Origin of the sequence: Lunatimonas salinarum (assembly GCF_017811155.1) — a bacterium.
Classification (GTDB): Bacteria; Bacteroidota; Bacteroidia; order Cytophagales; family Cyclobacteriaceae; genus Lunatimonas; species Lunatimonas salinarum.
Window position 1 is genome coordinate 69028 of record NZ_JACVCV010000010.1, and the last position, 19615, is coordinate 88642.

General features: G+C 46.5%; 20 protein-coding genes. 17 read left to right on the plus strand and 3 right to left on the minus strand.

What is annotated here, in order from left to right:
- The first annotated feature begins 4 nt into the window (after positions 1–4).
- From IAQ59_RS13375 to metK, 10 genes are all read left to right on the plus strand, one after another.
- The gene (locus IAQ59_RS13375) at positions 5–1060 is read left to right on the plus strand and encodes a carbohydrate-binding family 9-like protein (RefSeq protein WP_245189592.1); all 1056 of its coding nucleotides are present in this window, start codon (positions 5–7) and stop codon (positions 1058–1060) included.
- Positions 1061–1147: 87 nt separating this feature from the next.
- Positions 1148–1981, plus strand: a complete 834-nt coding sequence (locus IAQ59_RS13380) for a DUF4382 domain-containing protein (protein WP_209331331.1) — start codon at positions 1148–1150, stop codon at positions 1979–1981.
- Between the two features lie 25 nt (positions 1982–2006).
- Positions 2007–3035 (plus strand): bifunctional diaminohydroxyphosphoribosylaminopyrimidine deaminase/5-amino-6-(5-phosphoribosylamino)uracil reductase RibD, encoded by a 1029-nt coding sequence (ribD, locus tag IAQ59_RS13385; RefSeq protein WP_245189593.1) that lies wholly within the window; start codon positions 2007–2009, stop codon positions 3033–3035.
- A gap of 27 nt (positions 3036–3062) precedes the next feature.
- Positions 3063–3551, plus strand: a complete 489-nt coding sequence (locus tag IAQ59_RS13390; protein ID WP_209331333.1) for a GAF domain-containing protein — start codon at positions 3063–3065, stop codon at positions 3549–3551.
- Positions 3552–3616: 65 nt separating this feature from the next.
- Entirely contained in the window at positions 3617–4210 is a 594-nt protein-coding gene (locus IAQ59_RS13395) for a non-canonical purine NTP diphosphatase (RefSeq protein WP_209331334.1), read from the plus strand.
- A 25-nt stretch (positions 4211–4235) separates the two neighbouring features.
- On the plus strand, positions 4236–4850 hold the full coding sequence (gene udk, locus IAQ59_RS13400; protein ID WP_209331335.1) for a uridine kinase: 615 nt from the start codon (positions 4236–4238) through the stop codon (positions 4848–4850).
- Positions 4851–4975: 125 nt separating this feature from the next.
- Positions 4976–5347 (plus strand): hypothetical protein, encoded by a 372-nt coding sequence (locus IAQ59_RS13405; protein WP_209331336.1) that lies wholly within the window; start codon positions 4976–4978, stop codon positions 5345–5347.
- Positions 5348–5476: 129 nt separating this feature from the next.
- Positions 5477–8437, plus strand: a complete 2961-nt coding sequence (gene secDF / locus IAQ59_RS13410; RefSeq protein WP_209331337.1) for a protein translocase subunit SecDF — start codon at positions 5477–5479, stop codon at positions 8435–8437.
- Between the two features lie 210 nt (positions 8438–8647).
- Positions 8648–9322: a hypothetical protein gene (locus IAQ59_RS13415; protein WP_209331338.1), complete on the plus strand. Its 675-nt coding sequence runs from the start codon at positions 8648–8650 to the stop codon at positions 9320–9322.
- Between the two features lie 116 nt (positions 9323–9438).
- Complete coding sequence (metK, locus tag IAQ59_RS13420) at positions 9439–10695, plus strand: methionine adenosyltransferase (protein WP_209331339.1); 1257 nt, start codon at positions 9439–9441, stop codon at positions 10693–10695.
- 47 nt (positions 10696–10742) lie between these two features.
- Here the strand turns inward: metK and IAQ59_RS13425 are convergent, their stop codons facing one another.
- Positions 10743–11732, minus strand: coding sequence for a D-alanine--D-alanine ligase (locus IAQ59_RS13425; RefSeq protein ID WP_209331340.1), 990 nt, complete (start codon positions 11730–11732; stop codon positions 10743–10745).
- Positions 11733–11988: 256 nt separating this feature from the next.
- On the opposite strand from IAQ59_RS13425, the gene IAQ59_RS13430 reads away from it, so the two are divergent.
- The 3 genes from IAQ59_RS13430 (at position 11989) to IAQ59_RS13440 (ending at position 15272) form a co-directional block, all read left to right on the plus strand.
- Positions 11989–14163: a S9 family peptidase gene (locus tag IAQ59_RS13430; protein WP_209331341.1), complete on the plus strand. Its 2175-nt coding sequence runs from the start codon at positions 11989–11991 to the stop codon at positions 14161–14163.
- Positions 14164–14271: 108 nt separating this feature from the next.
- The gene (locus IAQ59_RS13435; RefSeq protein WP_209331342.1) at positions 14272–14646 is read left to right on the plus strand and encodes a hypothetical protein; all 375 of its coding nucleotides are present in this window, start codon (positions 14272–14274) and stop codon (positions 14644–14646) included.
- An 89-nt stretch (positions 14647–14735) separates the two neighbouring features.
- On the plus strand, positions 14736–15272 hold the full coding sequence (locus IAQ59_RS13440; RefSeq protein ID WP_245189594.1) for a Clp protease ClpB: 537 nt from the start codon (positions 14736–14738) through the stop codon (positions 15270–15272).
- Here the strand turns inward: IAQ59_RS13440 and IAQ59_RS13445 are convergent.
- Entirely contained in the window at positions 15269–16345 is a 1077-nt protein-coding gene (locus IAQ59_RS13445; protein WP_209331343.1) for a DUF3810 domain-containing protein, read from the minus strand. The genes IAQ59_RS13440 and IAQ59_RS13445 overlap by 4 nt on opposite strands.
- A gap of 39 nt (positions 16346–16384) precedes the next feature.
- On the minus strand, positions 16385–16966 hold the full coding sequence (locus tag IAQ59_RS13450) for a NifU family protein (protein WP_209331447.1): 582 nt from the start codon (positions 16964–16966) through the stop codon (positions 16385–16387).
- Between the two features lie 189 nt (positions 16967–17155).
- Here IAQ59_RS13450 and IAQ59_RS13455 point away from each other — a divergent pair, with 189 nt between their 5' ends.
- From IAQ59_RS13455 to IAQ59_RS13470, 4 genes are all read left to right on the plus strand, one after another.
- Positions 17156–17860 (plus strand): porin family protein, encoded by a 705-nt coding sequence (locus tag IAQ59_RS13455; protein WP_209331344.1) that lies wholly within the window; start codon positions 17156–17158, stop codon positions 17858–17860.
- A gap of 76 nt (positions 17861–17936) precedes the next feature.
- On the plus strand, positions 17937–18449 hold the full coding sequence (locus IAQ59_RS13460; RefSeq protein ID WP_209331345.1) for an RNA polymerase sigma-70 factor: 513 nt from the start codon (positions 17937–17939) through the stop codon (positions 18447–18449).
- Positions 18450–18504: 55 nt separating this feature from the next.
- Positions 18505–19467 (plus strand): FecR family protein, encoded by a 963-nt coding sequence (locus IAQ59_RS13465; protein WP_209331346.1) that lies wholly within the window; start codon positions 18505–18507, stop codon positions 19465–19467.
- Positions 19455–19610 (plus strand): hypothetical protein, encoded by a 156-nt coding sequence (locus IAQ59_RS13470; RefSeq protein ID WP_209331347.1) that lies wholly within the window; start codon positions 19455–19457, stop codon positions 19608–19610. Before IAQ59_RS13465 ends, IAQ59_RS13470 begins: the two co-directional genes overlap by 13 nt.
- Positions 19611–19615: the final 5 nt, after the last annotated feature.

A 19615-nucleotide genomic window follows, 5' to 3' on the forward strand; every position in this document is an offset into this window, starting at 1 on the left:
TTACATGCAAGTAAAACCTGCTCTTGTTTATTTGTTGTTTGCTACTTGGATCAGCCCTATGGCATGGGCACAAACGGAATCCGTTCCCCTCGGTTATGTGGCTTATCAAACACCTGAAAAACCGCTAATTGACGGAAAACTAAATGACAAACACTGGGAATCCGCACAATGGTCGGAGGCCTTTGTGGACATACAAGGCGATACTCGGCTAAAACCCGCCCACCTTACCCGCATGAAAATGATGTGGGACGAACATTACTTCTATATAGGTGTCAAGTTGGACGAACCCCACCTGTGGGCTACCTACACTGAGAGGGAATCGGTGATTTTCCACGAAAACGACATAGAAGTATTTTTGGATCCGGATGGCGACACGCATAATTATTACGAATGGGAAATTAACGCACTCGGAACATTGTGGGATCTCCTGCTCACCAAGCCTTACAAAGATGGGGGCAAACCACTCAATGGCTGGAACATCAACGACTTTGAATACGCCGTTTATTTGGAGGGCACGCTCAACGATCCCCGAGATGAAGACGACTATTGGTCGGTAGAGATGGCCATTCCCTGGTCATCGCTGTCCTATCCAAGACCCAAAGATGGCAATCAATGGAGGATCAATTTTTCCCGCGTCCAATGGCGACTCGAAGTTGAAAACAACACGTATAAAAAAGTCATCAACCCTGCAACAGAGAAATCCTACCCGGAAGACAACTGGGTGTGGTCGCCCCAAGGTGTCATCAATATGCATGTCCCGGATCGCTGGGGCTATGTGCAGTTCAGCGAATTGGAAGTTGGCTCCGCCAATGTCGCGTTTGAGCATCGGCCGGATGAAAAAGTGAAAACCCAACTGAGGGACTACTACGACGCCCAAAAAGCATTCTTTAGAAAAAACCTACGATATGCAGTGCAGCCAAATGAGCTTCAGATGACCAAACCGGCGGCAGATGCCGAATTTGAGGTAACCAAGACCCGATTCAAAATCTCCCTGCCCTCTCTGGAAGAAGCCGGTAAAAGATGGTATATCGTCGAAGATGGACGAATATGGAAACAGTAAAGCCAACTTAATGGAAGAAGTAACAGACGGTTTTCAACGAAACCACTATTTTTGCGTTGAATCTCTAATAGGTTACCCCAACCCACCATGCGGCAATCAATCCCCTTTCTTTCAGTTGGCCTCCGGAATGCATCCCTGCTTTTCACATGCTTGGTGATGCTATTTCCCACTGCCTGCGAAAATATGGCTGCTGACGAAAAGGCACTGATTAATGTATTGCTTATTGACGCTCCAGGTGACTTTGATGAGGTATGGCTTGAGATATTAGGGGTTGAAATTCTTCCTGCCGGAACCCGGGGACTGGATAATGCGGAGTGGTCTTACATCCCCTACACTCCTTCCAATAAAATGGTGAAGGTTTCTGATCTAGTGGGCAGCCAACGGCTCCTGCTAGGTAGACAAGAAATTAGGGCCGGACAGGTAAGCCGCATTCGGCTGCTATTGGGAGATACGCACTACCTGATTAAGGATGGACAGCAAATCATGTTACAACCTGCTCCCAACGCCGATGAGCGGCTGACAGTCGAAATGGATCTTCAAGCAAGCGCCGGTTTTGCTTGGGATATTTACTTGGATATCAACTTGGCAAAATCCATCCAACAGAATACTTCGGGGGGCTTTACCCTGGCACCCTCCCTTCGGGCATTTTCAATGGAAAACCGGAGTGAGCTCCGGGGAACGATACAGCCAGCGGAGGCAACGCCCCACATATTTGCCTTCACCGAAACCGACACCATCGCTACCCTGAGTGCTAAAAATGGTGAATTTCGGCTCCGGGGACTGACTTCCGGCACATACCGCATTCATATTCAACCACAGGCCACCCATTTAGATACTCTCTTCTCAATCCTAGTTGCCCCAGACTCTGTATACACCCTCGGCAATTTCCGCCTCTCTCCTAGCCCCATACCAACGCCATAAGATCTTGGAACACCACGAGAAATACATGAAGCGAGCCCTGGAGCTTGCCGAATGGGGCACCGGTTCTGTCAGCCCCAATCCATTAGTTGGCTGTGTGATCGTGCGAGACGGACATATAATCGGAGAGGGGTACCACGAAGCATTCGGTGGGCCACATGCCGAACCCAATGCGGTGGCTGCGGTAGCTGATTCTTCACTTTTGGTCGGGGCCTCCGTATATGTGACCTTGGAACCCTGCGCCCACTTCGGCAAAACTCCTCCTTGTGCCGACCTGTTGGTAAGCAAAAAAGTACATGAGGTCGTCATTGCCGCAAAGGACAGCAACCCCTTGGTGGGAGGTAAGGGAATAGGCATCCTGCAAGCAGCGGGAATTTCAGTGGTCACAGGCATACTGGAGCGGGAGGTGCGCTGGCAAAACCGGCGCTTCTTCACCGCTATGGAAAAAGGACGCCCGTATGTGATTCTCAAATGGGCGCAAACCCGCGATGGCTACTTGGCGAGGGCCAACTACGACAGTAAGTGGATCAGTAACCCGCTAAGTCGTCAGCTAGTCCACCGGTGGAGGGCAGAGGAGGATGCCGTTTTGGTAGGAACCAAAACTGCCCACTATGATAACCCTAGGCTGAATGTCCGGGATTGGACCGGTAGGGATCCCGTGCGCATTGTAATAGACAATCACCTTACCCTTGTCCCAAACAGCTTTCTCTTTGATCAGAGCCAGCCAACCATCTGCTATAACCTACTAAAATCCGAACAATCGAAAAACCTCGATTTAGTGCAAATGAAACCGGGTTTTTCACTGGAAGAACTGCTGTCCGACCTGCAAAAGCGTAAAATCCAAAGCCTGATAGTAGAAGGCGGTAGCCACCTGCTTCAGCAATTTATTTCAAGGGAACTTTGGGACGAAGCGAGGGTGTTTACGGGGAATACCGTATTTGGAGATGGGATCCCTGCGCCGCAAATTACCAAAGTTCCATGGGAAACCCGAAGCATACAGGACGACCGACTGGATCTATACATAAACGATGTATGCGTTGCCAAACCAACTCTGTAACTCCGTAACGCTCTCTGGGCTACCTTTATGGCAGAAGACCTATTCATTCCCAACACCACCTCCAAAGGCGATCTCTATGCGTCCCTTTTGCCTCAGATAGAGGCCTTGGTGAAATCCGAAAGCAACCAAATCGCCAACTTGGCCAACATCGCCGCGGCTCTAAAATCCGCATTTGATTTCCTGTGGGTCGGATTTTACCTTGTCGAGGAAAATGAACTGATATTGGGACCATTTCAGGGGCCCGTAGCTTGTACCCGAATTGCTTTTGGCAAAGGGGTTTGCGGTACCGCTTGGAAAGAGGCGAAAACGATTCTGGTACCGGATGTGGAAGCGTTTCCGGGACACATCGCCTGCAGTAGCGCATCCAGGTCTGAAATCGTCGTACCGGTAGTACATAACGGTTCCGTCACCATGGTATTGGATGTAGATTCGGAGAAATTAGCAGCATTTGACTCCATTGACCGTCATTACCTTGAAAACCTAACACAGGAAATTATCGGCAAGTATTGCCTTTGATCGAGAGACTTACTGTATTACACACGTTCAATAGACCTTCAATTACAATTTACCTTTCTAAAACGATGCGAAAGATCTGCTTTGCCAGTAACAACGTGAAAAAGCTTGAGGAAATCCGGGCTGCGTTGGGAAACACCATTGAAATTCTATCTTTAAAAGACATAGGCTGCTCGGAAGAGCTTCCAGAGACCGGGGACACATTAGAGCACAATGCTTTTCAAAAGGCCCGTTACCTGCATGATCATTACCATGTGGACTGTTTTGCAGACGATACCGGGTTGGAGGTTACTGCCCTAAATGGTGCTCCGGGGGTTTATTCGGGGAGATTTGCGGGACCGCCCCGCAGCGACGAACGAAACGTAGACCTTTTGCTACAAAAAATGGAAGGTATAAAAGACCGCAGCGCGGCCTTTCGTACTGTGATCGCCTTGATCCTTAAGGGCAAGGAATACCAGTTTGAAGGAAAAGCTGCAGGAAGTATCACGGACGAAAGGTCAGGAAGCAATGGATTTGGCTATGACCCCGTGTTTGTGCCCGAGGGCTATGAACGTACTTTTGCCGAGCTTAGCTTGGAAGAAAAAAATACCATCAGCCATCGGGGCAGGGCCGTCGCGCAGTTAGCAGCTTTTCTGCTTGATGAAAGCCGATCAGGAGGTTAGAAAAATATTTTTATATTTGACTCCCATGAAAAAACCTTTTATTGTCGGAATTACGGGCGGCAGTGCCTCGGGAAAGACGTTATTTTTGGATAAACTGCTGAATGCATTTGAGCCGAATCAGGTCTGTCTGATCTCTCAGGATAACTATTATAAGCCCCGACACCTTCAGCCCGTGGACTCGAAAGGGATCCATAATTTCGATACTCCCCACTCCATCGACTTTGAGCAATATGCGGAAGACATCCGCAGGATTCAACATGGAGAAACCGTGCACCGCCAAGAATACACCTTTAACAACCCAAATAAAACCCCAAAAACGCTGGAATTCAAACCAGCACCGGTAGTGGTGGTAGAAGGCATCTTTGTGTTGTATTACCCGGAACTTGCCCAGTTATTGGATCTTAAGGTATTTATCGACGCGAAAGACTACATTAAACTCAAGCGCCGGATTGTTCGCGATAAGGTAGAACGAGGTTATGACCTGGATGATGTACTGTATCGCTACGAAATGCACGTCATGCCTACTTATGAAAAATACATAGAACCATTCAAACACGATGCAGACCTGATTGTGCCAAACAACCGAGGCTTCGAAAAGGCCCTTGAGGTGATCAAATCCTTCCTAAAAATGAAAGTATAGCTGGCTGTATACCCGAATCACCCTCTTCCCTACATTACTAACTAGTTGATTTATAGCGTACAAAAAGATTAACATTCCTTCAATTCCTGCTTTGATCTTGATAATTTTTTATATATTTGCACCCGATGATTTCGCAAGACACCTACCGGCTTTGGAAAGAACGATTCGCCATCTTGATGGTGGTGGTCTTTTGTGCACTGGTATCAGGTGCAGATTATTTGGTACACCATGCGCAAGTTGACGAAGTCAACACGCATCAGACTGCTGCAGATGCGGGTGATACTGACAGGGATGACAAGCATGCCACCTTTGTACACAATGCGGTAGATGCGGTAGTCCCCTTTGTGATGGTGGCCGTGGATCACGTGCTGCATTTCATATACGAAATTGCTACTCCCCGGAAGCCACAGACATTTTTTAGCACTGACTTTATCCAACTTCCCAATAATTTTCTAGAAGTACTTTTTGAACACATTGTGTCGGCCAACGCACCCTAAGTGAACTATCCTACTTTCTAAATTACCCATTCAAGCATCAGAAGAGCGAAGGCGTTGATTGCCTTCTTGTCTCTATGGTTACAGATCAGTATTTCATTTAATCAACAGTTATAACTATTACCTACACCCATGCAAAATAAAGGCGTAATTGTGTTTTTTACGGTAATAATCACAGCCCTATGTCTGTATTATCTATCGTTTACCCTAGTATCAAACGGGGTCCAAAATCGGGCCACCGAATATGCTACGGATGAATCCGGAAATATAGACTTTGCCAAACGGCAGAGTTACATGGATTCCGTTTGGAGGGAGCCCGTATATAATTTCCTCGGATTCCCGTTTACCTACCAAGAAGTCAAAGAAACCGAGCTTGGACTTGGTCTTGACCTTCAAGGCGGGATGCACGTGACCCTGGAAGTATCTCCCGTGGAAATTGTACGGGGACTAGCTGGTAACAGCAAAGATGCCCAGTTCAACCAAGCCATTGAATTGGCCTCCGAACGTGCAAAAACTACAAACGACTCTTATGTGAGCCTATTTGCCCAGGCTTGGAGCGAAGTATCTGGGGGAAAAGCCCTCAATACCATTTTTGCTACTGCTGCGAATAGGGGCCGTATCTCGCTGGAAACCTCCGATGCCGAGATTCTATCTGTCATTGATACGGAAGTAGAAAATGCCATTGAGCGCTCCTTTAACATACTCCGTACACGGATTGACAGGTTCGGAACTTCTCAACCGAACATACAGCGGATCCAAGGCTCGGGAAGAATCCAAATCGAACTTCCTGGCGTGGATAACCAAGAGCGCGTGCGAAACCTCCTTCAGGGAGTGGCCAAGCTTCAGTTCTGGGAGGTAGCCGAGATCAACGAATTTGGTGACGCCCTTCAGCAAGTAAACGCCATCTTGGTAGCAGAGGCAAGAGCCAATAAGCCTGCCGACGAAAGCACCCCTGCGCTAGCGGATACCACGGATCTGGAGAGTGACCTAGCCCGTCAGTTGGCTGAGGGAAGCGAAACTGAAGACCAACTGGGTCAGGATGTATCTCCGCTCTTTTCCCTGCTAAAGGCAAACTACGGCCTGGTATACGAAGTCAGAGACACCCTTGCGATCAACCGGATCCTCAGTCGGGAAGACGTGAGGTCCATCCTCCCCCGAGATATTCGTTTGTTGTGGTCTGTGAAGCCACAGCGGGCAGATAACATGGAATTGCTGGAGCTGCATGCCATCAAAGCTCCCAGAGGTTCGGAGCAAGCACCTTTGGAAGGGGACGTAATCACCGATGCCCGCCAATCCTACGATCAGGCATCTCGCCCTGCCGTAAGTATGCAAATGAATGCCGACGGTGCCAGAAGATGGCGAAAACTTACTGCTGATAATATCGGACGGAGAATTGCTGTGGTGTTGGATGATTATGTTTACACAGCGCCTACCGTGCAGGGAGAAATCCCCTCTGGTCAATCGGAAATTACCGGTAATTTCACCATCGAAGAGGCCAAAGACTTGGCCAATATCTTAAAATCCGGTGCGTTGCCTGCTCCTACCAGAATTGTGGAAGAAGCGATTGTAGGCCCAACCCTAGGCAAAGAAGCGTCGGCACAGGGCGTAAACTCCATGATCGCCGGACTGGTACTTGTGGTCCTTTTTATGGTGGCCTACTATGCAAAAGGCGGTTTTGTGGCCATCGCCGCACTCTTGTTTAACATCTTCTTTATCTTGGGTATATTGGCCCAGCTTGGAAGTGCACTTACCCTGCCGGGTATTGCTGGTATCGTACTTACCATTGGTATGTCCATTGATGCCAATGTATTGATCTTTGAACGTATCAAAGAAGAACTGAAAAACGGAGCCGGCTTGCTACAAGCTATAAGCGCAGGTTATGACAAAGCATTCAGCGCCATCCTTGACTCAAACGTCACCACGTTTCTAACGGGTGCTATCCTGTATGCACTGGGCCAAGGTCCCGTAAAAGGTTTCGCCATTGTGCTGATGATAGGTATTGCCTCCTCCTTCTTCTCAGCCGTATTTATTACCCGGGTAATCGTGCACTGGATGAGCAAAAAAGGGGATCAGAGCAAAGTATCCTTTGCGACGCCGTTTGCCGGAAACCTCCTCAGCGGACTCAATATCGATTTCTTGAGTAAACGAAAGTTTGCCTACATAATCTCTACAGGAGTCATTGTCTTGGGACTTTTGATCGCAGTGGTCAACGGGCTGAAGTTTGGTGTAGACTTTACCGGAGGCCGCTATTACATCGTGGAGTTTAGCGAAGCCGTACCTGCCTCAGACCTGAAGGTTGGACTGGATAATGAATTTGACGGAGCGGTGGAAGTAAAAACCTACGGTGCCAATAACGTCCTGAAGGTGACTACTTCCTACCTGATCAATGAAGATTCGGACGAAGCAAACAGCGAAGTAGAAACACGGGTTAGAGAAGGCATTGCCACCGTCACCGGGTACACCTATATCCCCGATGCCACTAAACTCAATGGTGGGGACTTTGCCATCACCGGTTCCAATAAGGTCGGCGCAACAGTAGCCGACGACATCAAAGCATCGTCCATAGAAGCCATGTTCTTTGCATTGGTAGCGATCTTCCTTTATATATTGCTGCGTTTTAGAAAATGGCAATTCTCCTTGGCTTCCATCATTGCATTGATACACGATACATTCTTCGTGATTGCAGCCTTTGCGATCGCAAGTGCCTTCGGAGCTACCTTTGAGATCGATCAGGTATTTATTGCCGCCGTCTTGACGGTGATCGGTTATTCGATCAATGATACCGTGATCGTATTTGACCGCATACGGGAGAACATCAACAACAAAGGCACCAACCGATTGGTATCTCTCTTCAATGATGCCATAAACCAAACCATGGCCCGTACATTGATCACTTCCGCCACCACCCTAATTGTGGTAGTCGTACTATTGCTGTTCGGCGGTGAAGTATTACGAGGATTTTCCTTTGCGCTTCTGATTGGCGTACTGGTAGGTACCTATTCGTCCATCTATATTGCTACCCCGGTAGTGGTGGACCTAATGAAGCGTGAACTTGAAAACGAAAACAAAGAATTGGCAAAAAAACCGGCTTAAGCTAGTTGATTTGGCATTAGCATAGATGTCCCTTATATAGAAAAAGCCGGTGCAAAAATGTACCGGCTTTTTTTGTGTTTGAGCCTTTCACGATCATATTTTCCATTTTCAATGAAAAACTAGCCTTTTTCAAATAAAAAATACCCCGATCAGGGTATTTCGTGATTGGATTTCCCTGTTTAACTTGCATTATTCAAGCGATGTACCATTATGCAAGGAAATCTATTTCACTTTTGCCTCTTTATTGGATTGCTCCTTTCGTCCGTATACTTTCTCTTCGGCAGGCCAAAAGAGGAATACAAGCGAACTCACAAGGTGGTATTTTCCGTTTTGATGCTGACCTTTTTGGCGGAGGTGCTTTGGAAAATAGCCATCGAGACCAACCTGGATAGCTTCCTTCTATACAACTTGTTGTTTGTCTACTTGAGAGTGGGGATGATGCTGGCATTCTTTTATTTTCTACCGTTCAGCTGCCAAATTCAGGACAAGATTTTACTTACGTTGGTTGTCTTTTTGGTTTCCGGCCTACTTAACAGCCTCTTTTTCCAACCACTTGACGAAATGATCCAAAGCTACAGTCAGATGTTTGGAAATGGCCTAATCCTTTTCTTTTCACTGATTTTCTTCAAGGACATTATACGGCAAAGCAAATACAAAGAACATAACCTGCTATCCTTGCCTTATTTCTGGATTGCCACTTTTGTATTGTTTTCATTCGGAGAGAGCTTCATTTTCTACTTTTTCTCCAGCCTATTCTTCCCTAAGAATCTATATGATCTAGGCTATATTCAGATTTTTGTCCAGTTTTTTGCGGGGCTGATGTTTCTTGTTTTTGGTGTAGCCTTCTATATCCCCGACTACCTTCAGGGGAAAAGAACCAGCTGAATCATTGTATGAGTGGGATCTCTGGACTACACGGAAACCTCTCCAAGGGAAACCAATAAGTTTTTAAATTTGGCCATTAAATGTAACTTTACGCACAAATTTCAAAATCACATTTTATGGCCTATTTATTCACCTCAGAATCCGTGTCTGAGGGGCACCCGGATAAAATATCAGATCAAATATCAGATTCTATCATCGATCACTTTTTAGCCTTTGACCCAAATGCCAAGGTAGCTTGCGAGACCATGGTTACCACCGGTCAGGTGATCCTAGCGGGTGAAGTCAAATCCTCCACCTACTTGGATGTACAGAAGATAGCCCGGGATGTCATCAACCGGATCGGTTACACCAAAAGCGAGTACATGTTCGACGGCAATTCCTGCGGAGTGCTTTCAGCCATACATGAGCAATCACCCGATATCAACCAAGGGGTAGAACGCGACCATCCGGAGGAACAAGGCGCCGGCGATCAAGGCATGATGTTTGGATACGCCACCAATGAAACGGAAAACTACATTCCCCTTGCCTTGGATCTTTCACACAGGCTGCTCAAAGAATTGGCCGTGCTTCGGAGGGAAAACAATGAAATCACCTACCTACGGCCCGATTCCAAAGCGCAGGTTACGATAGTCTACAGCGACAACAATGTCCCTGAAAAAATACACACCATCGTGGTTTCTACCCAGCACGATGAGTTCGGCACCGAGCCTGAAATGCTCGAAAAGATTAAAAAGGATGTGTTGAATATCCTTATTCCTCGGGTTAAATCCCAGCTGCCGGAGTCACTGCAGCGCCTGTTCACCTCAGACATCATCTACCACATCAATCCCACCGGAAAGTTTGTTATTGGAGGGCCCCATGGAGATACCGGCCTCACAGGCCGCAAAATCATCGTAGACACTTATGGAGGCAAAGGAGCGCACGGAGGTGGAGCATTCTCCGGAAAAGACCCCTCTAAAGTAGACCGCTCCGCCGCCTATGCCACCCGCCATATAGCCAAAAATATGGTTGCTGCGGGCCTAGCCGATGAAGTGCTGGTCCAGGTTTCCTACGCCATCGGAGTAGCCGCCCCCATGGCCATCTATGTAAATACTTACGGAACCGCCAAGGTGGACATGAACGACGGTGAAATCGCCAAAGTGATAGAAAACTTGTTTGATATGCGGCCGTATGCAATCGAGCAGCGTCTAAAACTGCGATTTCCTATCTACGAAGAAACGGCCGCTTATGGCCACATGGGCCGAGAAAACGAGGTAGTCACCAAAACATTCTATTCTCCCGATAATGCCTCGCTGACGCTAAGCGTGGAGCTCTTTACTTGGGAAAAATTAGACCATGTAGATAAGATCAAAAAAGCGTTTAGCCTTTCCTAAGGCTTCCCCGATAAGGGCCCGTTTCATCTACGAAGCGGGCCTCTTTTTTAAGCGCCCCACATCCCCTCGATAAGCTCGGTATAAAATTCCTGGATGGTATTCCCCACTGCCCGTACCTGCTGGGAAATCAGACTGGTCTCCGTTTGACCTGGCACGGTATTCAGCTCGATAAAGAAAAACCTCCCGGAATCCCTTTCCAAAAAATAGTCCATACGCACCGCACCCCGGCAGTTTAGGCGTTCGTAGACCGACTTGGCGATACGCTCCACCCGAAGAACCTCCTCCGAAGTCATGCGCCCGGGCGTAATTTCTTCAGATACTCCCGGTGTATATTTTGCTTCAAAATCGAAAAACTCCTTTGAGCTGATAATCTCCGTTGCCGGCAATACCCTAATCTCTCCTGCCGCTTTATACATTCCTACGGAAAACTCACGCCCGGAAATAAACTCCTCTACCAACACCTGCGTATCTTCCCTAAAGGCTTTTTCCAGCGCCTCTCCCAGGTCATCGCCACTTACCACCTTGCTCATACCGATGCTGCTACCACCGTTATTGGGCTTGACAAACACCGGAAAACCTAGCGTGGAAATTACACGGGCAACGTGTCCCGATTGGTTGCCAAACAACTGCAGGGAACGGGCCACATGCAGCTCTTCGATTTCCTCCACAATGGCCTTTGTATATCCCTTGTTCATGGTGATCGCGGAAGTAGCCGGATCGCAAGTCGTATAGGGAATGTCCAGCATATCCAGGTACCCAGCTAGCTTTCCATCTTCACCGGGTGAACCATGAATGATATTGAATACCCCGTCGAAGGTAATCTTTTTCCCGTCCAGGAAAAGGGAAAAATCGTTTCGGTCTACCGGTATTCGTTCACCATCTTCCGTGAGGTAATACCATTCCTCCGGGTAGATAAAAACCTTATATACATCATAAAGACGCTTATCGAGGTGTTTTTCCACTACTGCGGCACTCTTTAACGATACCACTGACTCACCGGTAAACCCACCGGTGACCAACGCAATTTTCTTTTTCATTTATCTACCCTGTTCGTAACTGGAAAAACAGCATTCTATCGCACATGAATGGAAGAAATCAAAACTTGTACATGGCAATCACTGGCGAATTTCCGAATTTTCAGTTAAAAATACGGCGGCTGGTCTATAAATTATACAGAGAAGCAGAAAAAGGGAGCAACGTATAAAACCTAGCTCAAAGATCCTAACCTTTCATCCAATGAATCTTTTTCCGCAAGGCAACAAATGGCTATATTTGGTTTCAAAATCAATCGCTATGTCGCAAAAACTACCTATCCTGCTGTGTTGGTTTATGGTTGCCTCCCTTGCCCTTCATGCCCAGCAAAAGAAAAATGTAACGCTGGAAGATGTATTCAAGACTTCCACATTCAGTCAAAAGGGGGTCTATGGTATCAATTGGATGAAAGACGGCAAATACTACAGTACCTTATCCGGAGAAAACGCCGCCAGGGTGGTAAAGGTAAACTTGGCAACCGGTGAGGAAGAAGCTGTGTTGGTGGACGGAGAAAAACTTGGCATTCGCTTTTCTGACTATTCATTTAACTCCGACGAAACCTTTGCGTTGCTTAGTTCCGATGTAGAACGCGTCTACCGCCGATCCTCCAAGGCCGTATACCACGTATTGGATATGACTTCCGGCACTATTCAGCCCTTGCTGGAAGGAGAAAAAGTCTCCTATGCCACCCTATCACCCGACAATACCAAGGTGGCTTATGTAAAGGATAACAATCTTTTCTACAAGGACTTGAAGACAGGCAGCATTACCCAAGTTACCCACGACGGCAAAACCAACGAAATCATCAACGGTGCAGCCGATTGGGTGTATGAAGAGGAATTTTCGATGGCACAGGCATTTGCCTGGTCACCTCAAGGAGATAAAATTGCCTTCATTCGGTTTGATGAGACCGAAGTGCCCGTTTTTAACATGCAGATCTGGGGAGACCTATACCCCTCAGACTACCTTTTCAAATACCCAAAAGCCGGTGAAAAAAACGCCCAAGTGGGGATACACGTATACCACTTGAACATGGGAAAAACCCAAAAAATGAATGCTGGGGAAGAAGAAGATATCTACCTCCCGCGTATCTATTGGACCGGCGACAACAATACCTTGGCCTTTATCCGGCTAAACCGCCTGCAAAATCAGCTGGACCTCCTGCATGCGGATGCTTCCACCGGAACTAGTCGGCTAATACTTCATGAGGAATCCACAACCTACGTGGACCTAGACTACAACGACAACCTGCAATACCTCAGCGACAACAAGAGTTTTATTACCACCTCAGAGAAAAGCGGTTACAAGCACATCTACCATTATGATATGGATGGTAAACTGATCCGTCAGGTAACGAGCGGTGACTGGGAAGTAACCAACCTTGTGGGAGTAGACGAGAAAAACAAGAAAATCTATTTCGAATCCACAGAAGTGTCCCCCTTGGAAAGGCACCTGTATGTGATCAACCTAAACGGTACCGGAAAAAAACGGCTCAACATGGCGTCCGGATCCTACAGCACCAATATGAGTCCAGACTTCAAGTATTATATCAGCAGCCACAGCACCGCATCTACACCCTTACAGGTAAGCCTTCACGATGCTTCGGGGAAGACCATTAAGGTCTTAGAAACCAACGAAGACTTGCAAAAACGCATGAAAGAGTTTGCTTTAGGGGAAAAGGAATTTTTCAATTTCAACACCGTGGATGGCACTTCCCTCAATGGCTACTTGATCAAACCCGCCAATTTTGACGAAACAAAAAGATACCCCGTACTAATGTATGTGTATGGTGGTCCGGGTTCGCAAAATGTACGAAACGCCTGGGGAGGAACCAGAGATTTTTGGCACCATCACCTGGCTGCGCAAGGTTACCTGATCGCGTGTGTGGACAATCGCGGCACAGGTGGACGCGGAAGAGACTTTAAGCATGTAACCTATGCCAATTTAGGGAAACTGGAAACCGAAGATCAGATCGCCGCAGCAAAACACCTAGGAGGACTTTCCTTTGTGGATTCAGATCGTATCGGAATCTGGGGTTGGTCCTACGGGGGATATATGTCCTCCCTATCACTGATGCTGGGCCACGATGTATTCAAGACAGCCATAGCAGTAGCACCTGTAACCACATGGAGGTATTACGACACCATCTACACCGAGCGATATTTACAAACACCCCAACTGAATGCCAAAGGCTACGACGATTACAGCCCCATTACCCATGTAGATAAGCTTAAGGGGAACTATCTGCTGATTCATGGCACCGGTGATGACAATGTTCACTTCCAAAACAGCGTGGATCTACTCAATGCACTCGTGGCAGCTGATAAACAATTTGAAACCTTCTACTACCCCAATCGCAACCATGGGATTGGAGGAGGGAATACCACTTGGCATTTGTATAACATGATGACAGATTTTATCAAGCGAAAGCTATAAGAAACCCCCATATAGTGCCCTTAATCCTCCCGAAAACGGCCGTTTTCGGGAGGCTTTGTTTTTTTGGCGTAATTCGCTAAATTGATCGAGCGCTAAACCCAATCTAAGATGAACGAACGTATCAACACCACCCTTCACACGGTCAGTTTCGTGCTGATGGTGGCCCTTATCCTTTGGCATTTTGTTGCCTCATCGGTTACTTTTCCGTATGTCCTGACGATCCTAATCGTCGCATTGATCGCAATAGAGGTGGTCAGCCTGATCATGGTCTCCAAAACATACCCCGAAAACCACACCTCCTTCAAGATCGGTATTATTGCAGGGTTGTGCATTTTACTAGGAATCAAAACCATGATGCCCACCCTTTTTGTGCCACTTACCGTCACAGTGGTAGCCGTTAACTTCCTATATAATTTTTACACCGGCAACAAACGTAGACGAGGTGCCTATAAACGCAGAAAGGCCAAAAGGCTGAAATTATAGGGTAGCCGAACCCCAAAAAGGCATGGCTTTTGAATAACGTGTTAAACTTGCGGTATAGGATAGCATACCGAATGAAAACAGCCAGAAAAATGAATCAAAAAGGGGAAAAGGTGGTAATACAGGAACCGAGATGGAAACATTGGGCGATTTGGGGGGTATTTCTTGCAGGGATTTTTCTATTCAATGCTGCCAATGCGCAGGAAAAACTCAAGAAACTGGTCGAGGAAAGGGAAATACTACACCGAGAGTGGCAGGAATCGGAAAGTCAAAAAACCGGGATTTTCGGAAATCGTACCAAAAGGGATCTGATCGCCACCCAGGAATGGATGTCACGGATCATCCAAAAAGACAATCAAATCATGGCGGAATTGGAAATGCTTAAGGATATCGAAACCACCACGATTAGCCACGAAAAAGAGGATTACAAGTTTATTGCCCAAAAGCAGCAAAACGATATCGGGATCTTAAAACGAGCCCTTGCGGAAAAAGAGTTGGAAGTAGAAAAAGCCAAAGCGGATGGCTTAACCAACGAATGGGCGGCCTTTCTTTTGTTTTTGACCACTTTGGTCTTCGGCTACTTATATTTTAAAGCCAGAAAAATACACAACGATCAGCCGGTAGGTTAGGCTCCTTTCAGCTGGTTCCGCCAGGCATATACCAACATGGGGAGTTGCGCATAACTTTGAACGCCCGCCTTTACACCTTGGGTTTTCAAATAGAGGTCGTTTGACATTCGACTTACCTCAGAAAACATCGGTGTAATGGACAGGATATTTCTACGGATTGAAGCCAAGTCATTTATGATTCCCTGAGGGAGTGTGGTGGTAAACTCCCTATATTTATCTGGGCTGATCCGATATAAATCGTTCAGTTGATACCTTAGCAACTTTAAATGCCCTGCATACTTCAGTAGAAAAGATTCGCTGTTGGTGCAGATGACCCACGCAATAAAATTTGCCTCCCCTTCGTCGGTAACGCCATAGCTATGGGCCATCTCGTGGGCTACGGTAAAGGGCTTTTCCAAGGCATGTAGGCTTGGATCTATGTAGCTTTCCCCCGTAAAGGGAAAGTAGATACCATATATGCCCATATGCCGCATAAAACCCGCCGGATAAAACTCCCGGGTCCGAGGCTTACCCGAATAATTCAACCCTAACAGGTACAGATTTTCCCCTACCTCAGCCCTCACCAGTGCTTCCAATTCGGCATAATCCATGGATTCTTCGATGGCTGAAGTGTCTCTCCGAATATAGGGACGTGCCTGTGTAAGCAGGTTACGGGTAAGTTGCATTTCCTCTAGCAACAGCTCCTCATCTAGAGAGGAAGGCCTAAGATTAAGCTGTTCAAAAATCGGGATGCGCTGATAATTATAACCCCACAACACCAAAAAGAAAAAGACCAATAGGCCAGCACCATTACAGAGCGATCGAAAGCTGTACAAGAGTCGATCTTTCCATCCGAAGCTCCGATAGCAAATCCTGAACACAAAATATCCCAGTACTCCTAAACCGGAAGCCAAAAATAAATATACTGTCGGAAAAGGTAACCTGGATAGGGAAGCATCTACACTATTTCTGATCACCGGGAAAATGGTGCGCGAATAAAGCTCTTCGGTCTGCTCAGGAAACCTAACGGCCAAAAAACGAATTATCAATGCGAATAACCCCAAAAAACTCCATGCCCAGTTTCCTTTGACCATACACCTAAAGAGAGTCTCCTGTTGACTAAACCAGCACCATCAAACACCCTCTGCCTCTACGCGTTTCACTTCCGGAAGCATGCGGGTAAGGAGGTTTTCGATGCCAGCTTTGAGAGTAATGGTACTGGAAGGACACCCCGAACAGGACCCTTGTAGCAACACCTTCACCACTCCGTCCTGAAAACTGTGAAAAACAATGGCACCGCCATCCTGCTCTACTGCCGGTCGGATGTATTCATCCAGTATACCCTTGATCTTCTTCACGCTCTCGCTGTCCGCCTCGTCAAACAAGGGATCTTTTTCAAGAACCACGTTAACCGGTGCCTTTCCATCTTCCAGATAGGCCTTGATATGGTTTCGGATAAAATCTTGAATCTCGGGCCATTCCACAGACTCCGTTTTAGTGACCGTGACGAAGTTTGACGCGATAAATACCCGCTCTACAGCCGCAAAATTAAATAGCTCTTTGGCCAGGGGGGAGTTCGATGTACTCTCCAGGTTGGGATAATCGTAGCTCACGCCTTCATCAGCGAGCATAAAATTTGCCACAAATTTCAACGAATTAGGATTTGGATTGGCCTCCATGTACAGGTGTACGGGCCTTTTCTGTGCTTGCAACATGGATTCGAATAGTTCTTTATCCACTTTTAACAGCTATGACGCCAATTAGTTCCTAACCAGCCAAAATTTACTGCCCAATGAATACCAGGTATAGAAGGCTTATCGCTAACCCAATCGCATGCTAAAAAAAGATTTTTTCGCGTACGTGTTTCACGCGGTTTTAAAGACATAGAGAAAAATTACACAGATATGAAAAATCTCATGATGCAAATCTTCTGCGTTTTCGCTTTTTATGCGGCCACAGCCCAGACTGAGGTAAATATGATTGGAGGTATAAACCTTTCCTCCGGTACTTCTACATTTTCCGCGCCCTACTTCGGAGGCCGTACAGTTGCTCACTTTGCCCCCAGAGTCGGCCTGACGTTGGAACAGGATTTACGAGATCGGTGGGGGCTGTATACCGGACTCCTTTATTCTGGAAAAGGATTCAAATTAAACTTTGAGCAGTTGAAAGATGGAGTAGGTGAGGGTGAGGCAAAGTTTGCACTAAATTACCTTGAACTTCCGATAATGGCGTATTGCAAAATAAACAAATTCCAAGCACAACTGGGTACTTACGCTGCTTTCGCTATCAACGGCAGAAGTACCACAGTCTTTGAGTACTTGGAGTCGGGCATTTCCCAGAAATTGGTGAATGAGCAATCACTTATTTTCAGTGATATAGCTGCAACGGAAGACGATCTTCTGATTCCCTTCGGGTTTCGGCGAAGCGATTTTGGCTTGATGGCAGGCCTCGCCTATCAACTATCTGATACTGGAAAACTCAGCTTTCTATTCAGCAAGGGACTCACCAACGTTATTTCCAATGGGCTGAATAGTGCAAACCCCGTACTGAATAACGCCGCTTTCAGCGTTTCCCTATCTTTTGCGATAAATAGAATAAATCACCTATAATCCTTCTGTTTCAAACCCTTTTAACTTAAATTCCCGAAGCTCCCCTCCACCAAATAATGCCACCGGCTACTTTACGATGAATGATTACGATAAAGAGTTCAAAATAATGTACCTGCGGTTTTTTAAACCTCTGACGGTGTTTTCATGCAAATACACCCACGATTTGGAGTTGGCTGAAGACGTGGTTCAGAACGTTTTTCTCTCCCTTTATGACAGCCGAAACCACCTTCATGTACATAGTTCACTGAAATCCTACTTGTACCGGGCGGTGTATAATCAGACCATGGATGCATTAAAAAGAGAATCGAAAAAAATCTCCGACGTACAGGCAAATGTAATGGTCCAAGAAGAATTCCGAGACCTCGTAGAAGAGGCAGAGTTCATACATGAAATCCAAAAGGCTTTGGACTCGCTGCCAAAGGGTTGTAGAAATGTTTTCACCATGAGCAGAAATGATGGCCTCAGCAATAAAGAAATCTCCAAACAGCTAAATATCTCCATCAGAACCGTAGAAACACAAATTAGCAAAGCCTTAAAAATACTCCGGGAAAAGGTTTACAGGGTCCATGCCTTCCTGCTCCTATTCTAAAAAAATGAACACCTAGGAGACTTAGAGAGCTGATAACTTTAAATCATGACAAATTATGAAAACCCGTGAAAACATAGATTCGCTCATCGTCAAAAAACTCAGTGGCAAAGCGACCGAGGAAGAACTTCAAACGCTGGAAGATTGGAGACAAGCAAGCGAAATAAATCGCCGGTATTTAGCGCAAATGCATAAAATATGGGAAAAATCGATGGATTCTGAAATTTACCGGAAAATAGATCTTGACAAAAACTGGAAAAAGTTTCAAACCCACTCTGAATGGGGTAAAGGCAAGAGTCTATCATTTCACACTAGCTGGTGGAAGGTAGCTGCGGTAATTTTCTTTACCGTTAGTGGTGCATGGATGGGGTATAAATTTTGGATCGGGCAACTAACGGTTACTATAGCTGCCCATGAACAGTCAGTATCGCACTATCTTCCCGACGGCAGCTTTGTTTACCTTCAGCCCAACTCATCGATTTCCTACATGCCTGAAAGCTTTCAGCATTCGGAACGGAAGGTATATCTAGTAGGAAAAGCCTACTTCTCGGTCCATAAAAAGGAAAACAGCGCGCACTTTATCATCAATACGTTTAACAGCCAAACGACTGTACTAGGCACCTCGTTTACCCTCAATTCCGATAAAACAGCAAATTTTACCCGCTTGTCTCTTTACGAAGGAAGGGTTTTGTTTACCAGCATTCGTGGTGACTCTGTAACGCTACTACCTGGCGAAAGGGGTATTCTAACAGGGGATAAGCTGATTGAAGAAAATTTTCAGGAGAATCTCAAGTCCTTGAATTTTCAAAATACCCCGGTAGAGGACGTGTTCAATGCATTGAGCGAAACGTATCTCGTGGATTTTGTCTTGGAGGAGGCCTGGCCTTCCTGCAGAATTAGCGGAAATCTGGATGGCAGTACACTCGAAGAAACTATGCGACACTTGGAGTTTATCCTGGGAATCAACTACCGCAAAAACGCGCACCTGGTAATCATTGATAAAATAGAATGCCTAGAATAATGCCGAAGGATTTTGGGAATCCGGCATCATTCACCTTTCAAGCTAACTACTTAAAAGAAATCAAGCCTGCCTACCGGACGGGCCGGCATCCCGATAAAACCGGACAAGATGTCCCCTTTGAAAAATCAATTATAGACACATAAAATCG

What these genes read in the sequence shown, in the direction of transcription:
- IAQ59_RS13425 (WP_209331340.1), bottom strand. Translation starts at nt 11,732, where the DNA reads ATGAAAAAGAAAATTGCGTTGGTCACCGGTGGGTTTACCGGTGAGTCA.
- udk (WP_209331335.1), top strand. Translation starts at nt 4,236, where the DNA reads ATGAAAAAACCTTTTATTGTCGGAATTACGGGCGGCAGTGCCTCGGGA.
- IAQ59_RS13440 (WP_245189594.1), top strand. Translation starts at nt 14,736, where the DNA reads ATGAATCAAAAAGGGGAAAAGGTGGTAATACAGGAACCGAGATGGAAA.
- IAQ59_RS13405 (WP_209331336.1), top strand. Translation starts at nt 4,976, where the DNA reads ATGATTTCGCAAGACACCTACCGGCTTTGGAAAGAACGATTCGCCATC.
- IAQ59_RS13380 (WP_209331331.1), top strand. Translation starts at nt 1,148, where the DNA reads ATGCGGCAATCAATCCCCTTTCTTTCAGTTGGCCTCCGGAATGCATCC.
- IAQ59_RS13450 (WP_209331447.1), bottom strand. Translation starts at nt 16,966, where the DNA reads ATGTTGCAAGCACAGAAAAGGCCCGTACACCTGTACATGGAGGCCAAT.
- IAQ59_RS13375 (WP_245189592.1), top strand. Translation starts at nt 5, where the DNA reads ATGCAAGTAAAACCTGCTCTTGTTTATTTGTTGTTTGCTACTTGGATC.
- IAQ59_RS13460 (WP_209331345.1), top strand. Translation starts at nt 17,937, where the DNA reads ATGAATGATTACGATAAAGAGTTCAAAATAATGTACCTGCGGTTTTTT.
- IAQ59_RS13470 (WP_209331347.1), top strand. Translation starts at nt 19,455, where the DNA reads ATGCCTAGAATAATGCCGAAGGATTTTGGGAATCCGGCATCATTCACC.
- IAQ59_RS13435 (WP_209331342.1), top strand. Translation starts at nt 14,272, where the DNA reads ATGAACGAACGTATCAACACCACCCTTCACACGGTCAGTTTCGTGCTG.
- IAQ59_RS13430 (WP_209331341.1), top strand. Translation starts at nt 11,989, where the DNA reads ATGTCGCAAAAACTACCTATCCTGCTGTGTTGGTTTATGGTTGCCTCC.
- secDF (WP_209331337.1), top strand. Translation starts at nt 5,477, where the DNA reads ATGCAAAATAAAGGCGTAATTGTGTTTTTTACGGTAATAATCACAGCC.
- IAQ59_RS13455 (WP_209331344.1), top strand. Translation starts at nt 17,156, where the DNA reads ATGAAAAATCTCATGATGCAAATCTTCTGCGTTTTCGCTTTTTATGCG.
- IAQ59_RS13395 (WP_209331334.1), top strand. Translation starts at nt 3,617, where the DNA reads ATGCGAAAGATCTGCTTTGCCAGTAACAACGTGAAAAAGCTTGAGGAA.
- IAQ59_RS13415 (WP_209331338.1), top strand. Translation starts at nt 8,648, where the DNA reads ATGCAAGGAAATCTATTTCACTTTTGCCTCTTTATTGGATTGCTCCTT.
- IAQ59_RS13390 (WP_209331333.1), top strand. Translation starts at nt 3,063, where the DNA reads ATGGCAGAAGACCTATTCATTCCCAACACCACCTCCAAAGGCGATCTC.
- IAQ59_RS13465 (WP_209331346.1), top strand. Translation starts at nt 18,505, where the DNA reads ATGAAAACCCGTGAAAACATAGATTCGCTCATCGTCAAAAAACTCAGT.
- metK (WP_209331339.1), top strand. Translation starts at nt 9,439, where the DNA reads ATGGCCTATTTATTCACCTCAGAATCCGTGTCTGAGGGGCACCCGGAT.
- ribD (WP_245189593.1), top strand. Translation starts at nt 2,007, where the DNA reads ATGAAGCGAGCCCTGGAGCTTGCCGAATGGGGCACCGGTTCTGTCAGC.
- IAQ59_RS13445 (WP_209331343.1), bottom strand. Translation starts at nt 16,345, where the DNA reads ATGGTCAAAGGAAACTGGGCATGGAGTTTTTTGGGGTTATTCGCATTG.